The sequence below is a fragment of the Rhodohalobacter sp. 8-1 genome (assembly GCF_038150125.1).
Taxonomy (GTDB): Bacteria; Bacteroidota; Rhodothermia; order Balneolales; family Balneolaceae; genus SW132.
Map to the genome: position 1 here is coordinate 98,172 of NZ_JBBVMF010000018.1, position 11,981 is coordinate 110,152.

Annotated in this window: 11 protein-coding genes and 1 tRNA gene; 3 read left to right on the forward strand and 9 right to left on the reverse strand. The window is 45.5% G+C overall.

The annotated features are described in order from the left end of the window. Window positions 1–136 precede the first annotated feature (136 nt). Window positions 137–760 (forward strand): ABC transporter ATP-binding protein, encoded by a 624-nt coding sequence (locus AABW11_RS15885; protein WP_340106109.1) that lies wholly within the window; start codon window positions 137–139, stop codon window positions 758–760. Between the two features lie 174 nt (window positions 761–934). Continuing rightward, a complete protein-coding gene (locus AABW11_RS15890; RefSeq protein WP_340106111.1) occupies window positions 935–1,216 on the forward strand; it encodes a nucleotidyltransferase family protein in 282 nt (93 codons plus the stop codon). A gap of 648 nt (window positions 1,217–1,864) precedes the next feature. Here the strand turns inward: AABW11_RS15890 and AABW11_RS15895 are convergent. The 8 genes from AABW11_RS15895 to AABW11_RS15930 all read right to left on the reverse strand — a co-directional run bounded on the left by AABW11_RS15895 (window position 1,865) and on the right by AABW11_RS15930 (window position 9,226). Next, window positions 1,865–1,953 (reverse strand) — tRNA-Ser (locus AABW11_RS15895). Between the two features lie 261 nt (window positions 1,954–2,214). Beyond that, a complete protein-coding gene (gene hpt / locus AABW11_RS15900) occupies window positions 2,215–2,769 on the reverse strand; it encodes a hypoxanthine phosphoribosyltransferase (RefSeq protein WP_340106112.1) in 555 nt (184 codons plus the stop codon). Continuing rightward, the gene (tilS, locus tag AABW11_RS15905) at window positions 2,770–4,131 is read right to left on the reverse strand and encodes a tRNA lysidine(34) synthetase TilS (RefSeq protein ID WP_340106113.1); all 1,362 of its coding nucleotides are present in this window, start codon (window positions 4,129–4,131) and stop codon (window positions 2,770–2,772) included. Further along, entirely contained in the window at window positions 4,100–4,891 is a 792-nt protein-coding gene (locus AABW11_RS15910; protein WP_340106114.1) for a biotin--[acetyl-CoA-carboxylase] ligase, read from the reverse strand. The genes tilS and AABW11_RS15910 overlap by 32 nt, the downstream gene beginning before the upstream one ends. Before the next feature lie 76 nt (window positions 4,892–4,967). Next, window positions 4,968–6,719 (reverse strand): phosphoenolpyruvate--protein phosphotransferase, encoded by a 1,752-nt coding sequence (gene ptsP / locus AABW11_RS15915; protein ID WP_340106115.1) that lies wholly within the window; start codon window positions 6,717–6,719, stop codon window positions 4,968–4,970. Then, window positions 6,716–6,982: an HPr family phosphocarrier protein gene (locus AABW11_RS15920; RefSeq protein ID WP_340106116.1), complete on the reverse strand. Its 267-nt coding sequence runs from the start codon at window positions 6,980–6,982 to the stop codon at window positions 6,716–6,718. Before AABW11_RS15920 ends, ptsP begins: the two co-directional genes overlap by 4 nt. Window positions 6,983–7,173: 191 nt before the next feature. Further along, window positions 7,174–8,502, reverse strand: coding sequence for a Y-family DNA polymerase (locus AABW11_RS15925; RefSeq protein ID WP_340106117.1), 1,329 nt, complete (start codon window positions 8,500–8,502; stop codon window positions 7,174–7,176). Window positions 8,503–8,611: 109 nt separating this feature from the next. Further along, a complete protein-coding gene (locus tag AABW11_RS15930; protein ID WP_340106118.1) occupies window positions 8,612–9,226 on the reverse strand; it encodes a hypothetical protein in 615 nt (204 codons plus the stop codon). 212 nt (window positions 9,227–9,438) lie between these two features. On the opposite strand from AABW11_RS15930, the gene paaZ reads away from it, so the two are divergent. Continuing rightward, entirely contained in the window at window positions 9,439–11,481 is a 2,043-nt protein-coding gene (paaZ, locus tag AABW11_RS15935; protein WP_340106119.1) for a phenylacetic acid degradation bifunctional protein PaaZ, read from the forward strand. Between the two features lie 319 nt (window positions 11,482–11,800). On the opposite strand, the gene AABW11_RS20180 is transcribed toward paaZ, so the two are convergent. Beyond that, complete coding sequence (locus AABW11_RS20180) at window positions 11,801–11,911, reverse strand: addiction module protein (protein ID WP_445263787.1); 111 nt, start codon at window positions 11,909–11,911, stop codon at window positions 11,801–11,803. Window positions 11,912–11,981 lie beyond the last annotated feature (70 nt).

Sequence of the window (11,981 nt, forward strand, 5' to 3'; positions counted from 1 at the left end):
ACCTGCAATCTGATTTTTGAGGAATATATGGGTTCAATATCTTTCAACGAAACGAATGTCCGATATTTCATTCAGCTCCAAAAAATTTACTAATCTAATCATTATTGTTTAGTGAACCGATCATTATCTTTCGCACATGGTTACACTTAAAGTTGACAAGCTTGCAAAATCGTATGCTTCCGAACCTGTTTTTAAAGGCCTCTCTTTTCAATTTAGAGGAGGTGTTATCGGAATTGCGGGTCCGAACGGATCAGGAAAATCAACGCTGATGCGGTGCGTAACAGGACTGACGCGCCCGACATCCGGCACTGTTACATGGAGTGTTAACGGAGACGAGTACTCAACCGGCACAATACCTTCCATGCTCGGTTATTCGGCTCCGTACGTGAATCTTTACGAAGAACTTACCACATCTGAAAACCTGGCGTTTATCCGTGACCTCAGGTCATCGCAGGAATGCGAAGCGATACCTGAATTAGTTCAGCGGTTTGATCTCACCGAATTTGCCGACTCGCCCTTCGGTGATCTCTCATCAGGCCAGCAACAACGCGTGAAACTTGCCGTAGCCGCCGTTCATCGTCCGGCTATTCTTTGCCTTGACGAACCCGGTACAAACCTCGATGAGCCGGGACATAGGATTGTAGAACAGATGATACGCTCTTGTGCAGAGAATAGCGGCCTTGTTCTTTTGGCATCAAACCAACCCCGGGAGCTGGATCTGTGCGATCATATTCTTCCGGTAGCGGGAGCCAAAAAGTAATTATTTAAAAGCATTTGCCTTACCGATTTAAATTTACAGGCCAGATTGGATTTACTCCCTTATCCTTCGTAGGAGACTTCATAAAAAAGGGCAGTCGCCAGAGCGCAGTACAAAATCTAATCTAATTTAAATTAACTCTTATTATATTGGATTTTATAACTACAGATCATACATATGAAGAAGCTCGAAGATATAAAAAAGAAAATCAGACCAATCCTTAAAAAATACAGCATCAAAAAAGCTGGTATTTTCGGGTCATCTGCAAGAGGTGAATCTGTGGTAAATGATCTTGATCTCCTCGTCAAAATCGATAGAAAGATAAGCTTGCTTGAGTTCATCGGAATTCAACAGGAACTGCAAGACGAATTGGGAATGAAGGTTGATCTGGTTGAATATAAAGCCATCAAATCTGCATTAAAGGATGACATCCTGAGAGATGAAGAACCCGTGTTATGAGCAAGAGAAAGCCTGATGTATAATCATTCAAGCATTTAAAAAATCTGCCTGTTGCAGGCCTTTAGCCTGCCTTGATTACGCGCATTCGATACCCCGGGCGCTGCCCTAGTCTGAGTTGTTTCAGGCTTACAGCCTGTTGTGCTATGTCCAAATACTGTTCTCTTACAAATGCTTGTGATGAGATCATCACATACTTGTAATAAGTACAGAAGCCCATAAGGAACCTGTTATATGGAAAGACATTTCCATTCGATGTAGTAGATCTTTAGGGTGTCCTAATGTCGAACTCAGGAAAAAAATAGTAATGCGGGGAGAGGGTATTTTTCCGAAAGAATCTTCCCAAGTAATCCCTTATGGGGCCTGCGATGGAACCCATCAATACCCTTTCGGGGTTTACATCCACAGGATGTAAATTCCCTCTCCGTAATGCCAATAAAAAAAAGGCAATGCCCACTTACTGAACAGTGCCTTTTAAATCAATCTTAATGCGGAGAGAGAGAGAGAGGGATTCTTCCAAAAGAATCCCTTCGGGGGAACCCTTCGATACCCGTAGAGGGTATACTCAAATGAACTAAAATTTACTATGCCTAAGACAAAAAAAAAGCACCATCCAATTTATGAACGGTGCTTTTCAAGTCAATTTTGTTGCGGAGAGAGAGGGATTCGAACCCTCGATACCCCGTTGAGGGTATACTCCCTTAGCAGGGGAGCGCTTTCGACCACTCAGCCATCTCTCCGTGTGGTCAAAACAGGTTGTGCCTGATTTGAAGAGCATCAAATATAGGAAGCTTTTAGATGCCTTTGCAACCCTGATTTTGATAAAGTTTCAGAATGAATGGATTCGGCATTTTTGATTGTCAATAGCAGATAATACATAAACTAATGTGGTATCAATAGTAATCTCTCTGAAGTGAGTCATCGGATGAGTCAGTCAAAATTCAAATGTTGATCTGATATGTCCCGGCTTTTAGAAAAACTCATCCGATGACAATACACCATTACTCTTCAAGAATATAGATCTGACCCAGGTTTCGGCCTTCCTGGGCATAATCGAGTCCGTAGCCAAGAACAAAGAGGTTGGCAATTTTAAAGCCTACGTATTTCAGCTCAACCTCGTGATGTGTGGCTTCTGTCTTATGAAGCAGCGTGGCAGCTGAGAGTGAGGCGGGGCCAAACTGCTTCAGCTTTTTAAAGAGGTAGTTCATTGATAGCCCGGTATCCACGATATCTTCCACTAAAATGACGTGGCGACCTTTAATGTTGGCATCGATATTTTTGAGATCTGTAACGTTTCCTGACGATACCTTTTCGTCACCGTAGCTGCTTAGTTTCAGAAAATCGACCTCGCAGGGTATGGTTACATATCGCATCAAATCAGACAGAAAGACAAAAGCTCCGTTTAGCACTCCTATAAAAATGGGCTTTTTATCTTTATAGTCCAGGCTGATTTGGTCTCCCAGTGCTTTTAACCGCTGCTGGATCTCTTCCTGGGTTAGATAGATCCGAAATTGTTCGCCGTTTATATTTACTTTTTCGGGAAGATATTGATCCATTTAAACGTCGGTATCGATTAGTAGTATCTGATTTGTAGCTTTTGTGCACTTAAACTGCTCTGATATCACCCCAATCTGTCGCCGTGATGTGAGGTGCGGAAATATAACGGCACAAATTATTCCATCAAAAGATTCTATCAAATAGGTATGGTTTTTTTGAACCGTTGAAATTTTTTTATCGGTGAGCAGATCAGCCACTTGTTTATGGCCATCCATCCCGAGAGGCTGAATCCGGTCACCATCACGCCATGGCCTGAGTGTGAGTGGCCAGTCTAACAGGGCGGCATCAAGCTGCAAACAATTCGGTTTAATTTCGCCTTTCCACGGAAGTAGCTTTATTTGAATGGAATTCTCCCGGGATATTAACGGTAAATCTTCCGCCCTGATGGTGATCGTATGTGGCATATGCTCTTCTTCATCTATAACCAGGCAAAACTCATCCCGATTTCGAACGAGCCTGAGCTTTTCTCCAAATTGTAGAAATCCGCCTGTTTGCAAGTTATCCAACGCATTTGTTTGATGGAGCTCACCGACTGAAATTTTTACATTTTGTGCATTTTTTTCGATAAAGCGGTGAATTATAGGCGGCCATAGATCTTTAGGGAGAGCGAGCAAAGCGTCACGATCAATTTTCATCGGCTCCTGTTCAACCTGGCGGAGCAGAGCCTCTGCCATTAAACTGAATTGATTCGCTTTTTCCGGAATTCGCAGAAGATTTGTTTTCCAGCCCGGAATCAATTTATCCAGTCGCGGAGAAACTTCATTTCGAATAAGGTTTCTGGCGTAGGCAGATGTTTGATTGGTCCTGTCTTTGCGAAACGGGACGTGCTGAGCTTTAGCAAACTCAAGAATCTCTTTTTTGGTCACGTCGAGAAGCGGCCGGAAAAGTTCATCATCCACGATGCTCATTCCGCTCCATGCCCCGGGAGCGGCTCCGCGCAGAATTTTCTGTAATATTGTTTCAACCTGGTCATCCCTATGGTGAGCTGTTATAATAAACCCGGCATCCAGTTCATGTTTCAGATCACGAAACATAGTGTAGCGAAGATCTCGTGCCCAAAGCTGAGTATTTGATTCCTCTACTTTAACCGGATCAAACCGGGCCGTGATGCAGTCGAACCCCCACATGGCAGATATCTCTTCTACAAGCTCCATATCTTTATCTGATTCTTCACCCCGGAGCTGGTAGTTACAGTGAGCCACTGTACAGTTTACATCAAACCGGTGGAGCAGGTAGAGAAGCACCATAGAGTCTACGCCGCCACTTACGCCACAAATAAACATGGAAGAGTCGTGTTGCTCAACTGTTGAGAGCGCTTGGCGAAATGCCTTAACGATCTGGAAAGACTCGAATCTGTTCATAGGAGAAGGTATGCACATTCAATCCTTCATTCAACATCACACACTCCCCTTTATCGTTCATCCCCAGAAATTTGTACTTTTTGTCCTGAGCCTCATCATTAATCGTAACGTTTACCCACTGGCCAAACCCGTCGAGTCGCTCATTCACATCCTTACAAAGTTCTGTATCCCGGTGATGCCATCGGGTGTAGAGATGTTCGATTTCACTCAATATTGCACAAAGTGTATTCTCTCGTAAAACAGGGGTGCCTTTTTCAAGTGCCATGGATGTTGCCTCCACCGCAACAGCATCCCCGAATTTTTTTTGATTTACGTTCAGGCCAATCCCAACAAGGACACGCTCCGGGCTGCGACCTAAGAACACTGATTCTGTTAATATCCCGGCGACCTTTTTGTCATCAATCAACAGATCATTCGGCCACTTTATTTTACACTGTTCAATACCTGCCCGGTCTATAGCACGAGCCACTCCAAGTGCGCAACAGAGTGTCAGCAGCGGCAGGCGATCTCCCGAACCGGGCTTGAAAGCAATTGTAAACGTTAAGTTTTTGCCTTTCTCAGACTTCCACGCACGCTGATACTGCCCTCTGCCCTGAGTTTGATGATCTGCAACACAGACGGTCCCATGCTCGAACTCATCTTCATCCGCAGATTTTAACAGGCTGTTTGTTGATTCAACTGACTCCTTATAGATCAAATCGGCTCCAAGCCAGCTCGTATTCAGGTTCGACCTGTAGAGATTACAATTGAAGGATTCCATTATAGCTGGTTTGGATATTTGATTTGATATCTGGTCTTAAAAAATGTTATCGATTATTTGAGTCGCAAACGTATCGTTACGTATGATGCAGCTCAAGCTTTTTCTGCCACTCACTAAAAATCAAATTCACATCCGAAAACGTTCGAGCATTCAACACCTGCGTTGATTTCTCTTTAAATTCAGCAAGCGAATGGGTGCACAACATCTCTTTTACGGCCGGAATGGAGTTCGTGGTCATACTTAAATCGCTGATGCCCATCCCCAGAAAGCAAGCTGCGTACAACGGGTTAGAAGCCATTTCCCCACAAACCGAAATGGGTATTCCGGCTTCCTTAGAGGCGTTTACCACAAACTGAATCATTCGCCAGATTGACGGATGTGACGGCTGATATAGAGACGAAATTTTACCGTTTCCCCTGTCCACAGCCAGCATGTATTGTGTGAGGTCGTTTGTGCCAATGCTAAAAAAGTCGACCTCTTCGGCCGCTTCTTTCGCCATCATTGCAATTCCGGGAACCTCAATCATGATTCCAAACGGAATATCCGAATCAAATTCAACGCCAGAATCCCGTAGCTCGTCTTTCACGTCTTCCAGGATATCTTTTGCCTTCTCAATTTGCTGCATGTGAGATATCATCGGCACAAGAATTTTTATCTTCCCTCTGTATTCTGCAGACACACGAAGGATAGCCTCATACTGCTGACGAAGGAGATCTGGTTTATCGAGAAGCATCCGTATACCTCTCCACCCGAGGAACGGGTTATGTTCTACCTCATGATTTTCCGGCAGCTTATCACCGCCGGCATCAAAAAGCCGAATGATGACCGGATCTTCCCCTGATGCTTCTGCAACCTGGCGGTAGAAATCGATTTGCGTTTGCACGTCGAAACCGCCTGACTCAAACAAGATTGTTTCGGTCCGCAGCAACCCAATACCACGTGCTCCATGTGTTTTAATCCGGGGTAATTCACTTATAAACTCAACATTTCCACGAATTGTAAACGAACAGCCACATTCGGTTTCATCGGGTTCAGACGCCCATTGAAGAGCAATTCCTTCTTTTCTGAGCTTTTCCTGTTTGTATAATTCCACCTCCTCCTTCAGCCGGTCAGTGGGCTCGAAAAGAACCGATCCTACATCGCCATCAATCATGACAAATTCGAAATCTTCAGGACGCATTCGTTTCCAATCAACGCCAATCACGCAGGGTATGCCAAGAGAATGGGCAAGAATAACAACATGTGATGTCAGCCCTCCTTTTTCTGTCACTATTCCGGCGAGATTAAACCGGCTGAGCTTTATCATTTCAGTGGGAGAAAGTTCTTCAGCAAAAATAACGCCGTTATCTGCATGAATATAATCAGGCTGCTTATTGCGGACCGTATCAATCAATTGATCTCTGATGGATACAACATCAATTGTTCGGTCTTTCAGCCAGTTTGCTTCCGTATTTTCCAGGAGCTGAATGTATTCATTGAATGAGGAAAAAATGGCGTAAACAGCCTTAAATTTCTGATCCTGAATTTTCCCAAGTATCGATTTTTTAAGTTCTGGATCACGCAAAAGCTGAACCTGGCTTTCCATTACGTCCGCAACGTCTTCCTCATTATTAATCTTTTTCAGCCCTTCAAATTCTTTAACGAGCTCGTCCAGCGCTTTTTCAATTAGCTCTACTTCATCATCAATTCTATCTTCATTGACCTTTTCAGGCTTTACTATCTTTTTTTCCGTATTGATGATAACCGGACGACCCACACCGCGCCCTCCCGCTCCCGGTGTACCCAACAACGTTCTGTCCTTCAGGTCTTGTTCTGTGGTGGTGCTCATTCCTGTTTGAACTTATTTTCAAATAGTTTTATCAGTGCTTCAATCGCTTCATCTTCATCCGGGCCTTCCACGATCAGCTCCATTTCCGACCCTTGTTCTGCAGCAAGCGTCATTAAGCCAAGAATACTCTTTCCATTGATACGATATCCGTACATTTCGATCTGCAGGTCAGATTTAAACCCTGAAGCGGTTTTCACCAATACTGATGACGGCCGCGCATGCAGGCCCGACTCATTCAGTACCGTTACTTTTTTCTTTCTCATCCGATGCTTCTACTGTTTAATTTCAATTATCTTTTATTTGTTTCCAAATGAACATTATCTCTCTCAGCCGCGGTCCGTCAATTCATTTACTGGCCTAAAATAACTAATTAATCATGGAATAGAACATCTTTAACTTTTATTGATCTGTTTTTTCTTTAATAGTCTATTTCATTGCCGCTTAATGAGTTGAATCAGCTCCGGTTTACAAAATGAGTGTTTCCCTTCACGCTTTCGTGAACCGCTGCTTTACAGACGGTATCGGGACCATAACAGTTGTTGAGGCAGTCGGTAGCCCGGTAGAGATGTCGAACCTGTTCCTTTTCCTGGAAAAAGATTTCGAGCTGCTCCGTCTGCTGCATCTCAATAGTATGCATACCAACACCCCGGATTTTGATCCCTTTTTTTAACGCACTTTTCACAATATACATCGCCTCATCAAGGCAGCTCTGCAGCACATAATCATCGAGATTGGTAAAGCCGGGCGTGTTGAACGCAAATGAGCGTCCCTCCCAGTGTGCCTCCTGGAAACGGATGTGACATCCCCAGCGCCGGGCTTTGCGCCGGTAGCCGCGCATGCGGTAGCACACCTTACGCACCGCTTTTACGATTTCGCCTTTTACCGCATCGGGATCATCCGTCCAGTCGGAGAACGTGTGCATGTAGCTGACTTCATCGGGCACGTGATCGTCATTCTGCAGCACTTTGGCGCGGTCGCGTCCGGTCACGGTTTCCCAGAACAGCTGCCCCTGCATTTCGCCAAACAGCTTTTGAAACGGCACTTTTCCCTGTTTCACCGCATCAGCAATCGTCAGTATTCCATATTTCTTAAGATGTTCATAGCGCCGGCGGCCGATTCCCCACACCTCGTCCACGGGAAGCGGGTAAAGATACTGGGCTGCGTCATCGGAACTCATAATCAGCAGTTCGCCATCCGGTTTTCTCAGGTCTGATGCGAGCTTCGACCAGGTTTTGCTAGTAGCTACTCCCACGGAGCAGACCAATCCCAGGTGTTCATAAATTGCTTTCTTCAGCCGCTTTACAAACGACAGGATCTCCCCTCTCCCCTTTTTCCTCAGAAACGTGATATCCATGAAATACTCATCCATCGAATATTTCTCCACATCCGGCGAGAAGTGGTCCATAATTTCCCGGAGCTGCCGGCTGATTCCCTTGTACTTATCGTAGTCGATCTGCATGAACACCAGGTAGGGGCAAATCTGGGAGGCCTCAAACGCGCTCATCGCCGTTTTGATGCCGAGAGCGCGCGCTTCGTAACTAGCCGTTGCCACAATGCCCCGTGCAATGCCATTGGGTTTTCGCCAGCCGCCCATCGCCAGCGGAAGTCCATAAAGATTGTAGGCCCGTTGCTCCACCTGTGCGTAAAAACAGTTCATATCCAGGTGCAGGTATAGCCGCCTCTTCATGCTCACATGCTGATGCTCCTTGGCTACCGTGCTGTAGAGCGTGATGCGGTGCACATCCTGCTCGAGATCGTAATCTGAATATTTTTCCGGGTCCATGCGTGTATGATATCAAATTATTACACATATATCATACATATATTTTATGAGTGGGTTTTGATCCCTTTTAAATTCCAAGGGTTCGAAACCCTTGGAGGATTGATAAGGCTTATCGCTCAAACAATGCAATAGCCTTTTCCATAACGATCTCCCGATGAACCCTCAAAAATTTATCCCGGCCACCAAACCAACACAGCCCCTCTTCTCTCCTAACTTTCGTAATCTTCTGCTGCAAGTACGCATGCCAGGAGCTGTACGGCCACTCTCCGGGCTGAGAAGCAAATCCATGATGAACCGGGTTGTTGTGGATATATGCGATGAGGGTGCCAAAGTAATTGTCAGAGTTGATGAGTTTGCGGTTGAACGGCCTTTCGAAAAGTGATCCTCTGCGATCATAAAGCTTATTGTAAGCTTTCGCATAGGCGTTGAAAAGATTACTAAATTGCTTCGAAACGAGACCTGACAGGTTTTCAAAACCTGTCAGGTCTTTGCCTTTGAATGATTTGCGTATTTCATTCTCCCTTTTAACCCTTACCATCACATGCAGATGGTTCGGCATCAGGCAGTACGCATACGTTTCGGCTACCGGTTCAATATGGTAGCTGTATTTTTCTAAGAAGTATGTGTAGTTCTGATTTTCAAGGAACAGGTTTTCGCAGCCGTTTGCGTGCGTCCAGATATGGTACATCTGACCGGTTTCGAGTGGTATTCTATTTTGCGCCATTAGCATTCCTAATTTTTTAGATACCCTCCAAGGGGTCGCAACTCTCGGAGTGTTTTGAATATGATCCAAAAACTCCATTTTCCTTACACGTCTTCAAAAAAGCACCGAAACCTCGAAGGTTTTTCGCAGAACGATTCCTTCGGGGTAAAAACCTTGGAGGTTTATTTATATATTCCTCCAAACTCATTCAATCTACCATACACAATCGCATCATGAACGTAACTTCCTACGCACAAGGCAACTGGATCACCAAGGGAAACGAAACAGACCTAAAAAGTGCCGTCGATGGTGCAACGGTCGCCACACTCATTGAAGCCGATCTCGACTACAAGGCGCTGTGTGAGTACGCCCGAACCGTGGGCGGACCGGCACTTCGCGAGATGACGATCCATCAGCGGGCATTTAAGATTAAGTTTCTTGCCAAGTACCTGATTGAGCGTAAAGAAGAGTTTTATAAACTTTCCACTCAAACGGGAGCTACCCGCCAGGATTCCTGGATCGATATCGAGGGCGGCATCGGAACCATGTTTACTCTTTCGAGTAAATCACGCCAGGAGCTCTCTGATCTGCCGTTTCATGTAGAGGGCGGCGTTCAGCGATTGTCGCGCGGCGGCACGTTTGTGGGGCAGCATATTTGCGTGCCTAAACGCGGTGTCGGTATTCATATCAACGCTTTTAATTTCCCGGTGTGGGGAATGCTCGAAAAACTCGCGCCGTGTATTATTGCGGGTGTACCGTGTATCGTAAAACCATCACCTATTGGCTCTTACCTTGCGCACGCTGTTTTCAAGGCGATGATTGAATCGGACATTTTGCCGGAGGGATCCATTCAGTTTATAGCGGCCGACAAACCAGGCGATCTGCTCGATCATCTGATGAGCCAGGACAGCGTCTCCTTCACCGGGTCGGCAACAACAGGCAAGAAGCTGAAGGCTCATCCCAATATCATTGACAAAAGCATTCCATTTAACCTCGAGGCTGACTCTCTGAACTGTTCAATTTTAGGTCCGGATGTATCTCCCGATATGGATGAGTTCCACCTATTTATCAAGGAAGTAGCCAGCGAAATGACGGTAAAAACCGGCCAGAAATGCACGGCCATCCGCCGGACAATTGTTCACAATGATCTTGTGGATGACGTGATTGAAGCCCTTAAAAAACGGCTTGATAAAACCACGATTGGCGATCCGGCTGATGAAAACACTCGAATGGGGCCGCTTGCAAGCTCCCAGCAGAACGAACGGTTTTCAGAACAGCTCACTGAGCTTGAAAAGTATAGTAAAACAGTATTTAACGGCAATAGTGATGGAAAAAGAGATGCATTTACAAATGCCCGGGTTTTGCTCTGCCATAAGCCGCTGGAATCAGATACGCCCCATAAAGTAGAGGCGTTTGGTCCGATGACAACCATCATGCCCTATAGCAACATGGACGAAGCGATTGACATCGCCAATAAATCGGATGGCTCGCTGGTAGGGTCGCTTTTCACGAATGATGATGATGTGGCCCGTGAGATTACACTGGGGTGTGCGCCGTATCATGGCAGGTTCATGGTGATTAACCGTAATTCGGCAAAGGAATCGACCGGTCACGGATCGCCCATGCCGCACATGGTACACGGTGGCCCGGGGCACGCTGGTGGCGGGGAAGAACTGGGCGGAGCGCGATCGGTATTGCACAATATGCAGCGTGTGGCACTTCAGGGATCACCCACCACCATCATGAATATTGTAAATCAGCATATTAAAGGTGCCGAGACGACTGAAGCTGATATCCATCCTTTCAAAAAGCATTTCGAAGATGTGAAAATTGGCGAGGCGCTTACCACACACAGGCGAACGGTGACCGAGGCAGATATCGTAAACTTCGGCGGCATCAGTGGTGATCACTTTTATGCTCATTTTGATGAGATTGCAGCAAAGGATTCGCTCTTCGAAAAACGAATTGCCCACGGCTATTTTGTGCTTTCTGCCGCGGCGGGTCTATTCGTGCATCCATCTCCCGGCCCCGTTTTGCTCAATTACGGCCTGGAAGATCTGCGGTTTATCGCCCCGGTCGCTCCAGGCGATACTATCCAGGCAAAACTCATCGCCGCTCGTAAAACAGCGCGTCAGAAAAGAACATCAGACAAATTCCCGTATGGAATGGTTTGGTGGGATGTTGAGGTAACGAACCAGGAGGATTTACTGGTTGCCGAGTACAGAATTCTTACGCTTGTAAAAAGACGGGAGTCACTTGATATTGATGAGGAGTAACTCGCCAGAGCCAAGTAAGAACAAAAAAATCCTCATATTCTCTTTTGCAACTGATCCGGGTTCTGTAACGTGTTAAAAACAGCAATCGCATCAATGCTGTGCTCTTTTACGACGTACAATATTAAATATGGAAATCGCTTAGTGACATAGCCTCTTACTTGATTCCCATAACAAACCTCATTGGCTAAAGGATTTTTCAAAATCGCAGCTTTAGCTTGAAAGTTGGGTCACAAAATCCTCTCCTAAATCCTACTGTTGGCTTTCGTACCAGACATAAGATTTCAGAATATCAGCTTCGGCCTCTCTTGAAAGACTGTATTCATACCGCATTATTGGTTTTCTTTCGAATATTTTTTTTCACTCTGTCCCAGCTAGAAAACTCCATGTGGCCACTTTCATATTTGGCCAGTCGTTTTTCAAGCTCTTCTATTTGGTCATTAGCTCAACTTCCGCATAGAGCCATTGTAGTTGCTACAAGGCGGGTTGGATTTTATCCTGAT

What these genes read in the sequence shown, in the direction of transcription:
- AABW11_RS15930 (WP_340106118.1), bottom strand. Translation starts at nt 9,226, where the DNA reads ATGGCGCAAAATAGAATACCACTCGAAACCGGTCAGATGTACCATATC.
- tilS (WP_340106113.1), bottom strand. Translation starts at nt 4,131, where the DNA reads ATGAACAGATTCGAGTCTTTCCAGATCGTTAAGGCATTTCGCCAAGCG.
- hpt (WP_340106112.1), bottom strand. Translation starts at nt 2,769, where the DNA reads ATGGATCAATATCTTCCCGAAAAAGTAAATATAAACGGCGAACAATTT.
- AABW11_RS15920 (WP_340106116.1), bottom strand. Translation starts at nt 6,982, where the DNA reads ATGAGAAAGAAAAAAGTAACGGTACTGAATGAGTCGGGCCTGCATGCG.
- AABW11_RS15890 (WP_340106111.1), top strand. Translation starts at nt 935, where the DNA reads ATGAAGAAGCTCGAAGATATAAAAAAGAAAATCAGACCAATCCTTAAA.
- AABW11_RS15925 (WP_340106117.1), bottom strand. Translation starts at nt 8,502, where the DNA reads ATGGACCCGGAAAAATATTCAGATTACGATCTCGAGCAGGATGTGCAC.
- paaZ (WP_340106119.1), top strand. Translation starts at nt 9,439, where the DNA reads ATGAACGTAACTTCCTACGCACAAGGCAACTGGATCACCAAGGGAAAC.
- ptsP (WP_340106115.1), bottom strand. Translation starts at nt 6,719, where the DNA reads ATGAGCACCACCACAGAACAAGACCTGAAGGACAGAACGTTGTTGGGT.
- AABW11_RS15910 (WP_340106114.1), bottom strand. Translation starts at nt 4,891, where the DNA reads ATGGAATCCTTCAATTGTAATCTCTACAGGTCGAACCTGAATACGAGC.
- AABW11_RS15885 (WP_340106109.1), top strand. Translation starts at nt 137, where the DNA reads ATGGTTACACTTAAAGTTGACAAGCTTGCAAAATCGTATGCTTCCGAA.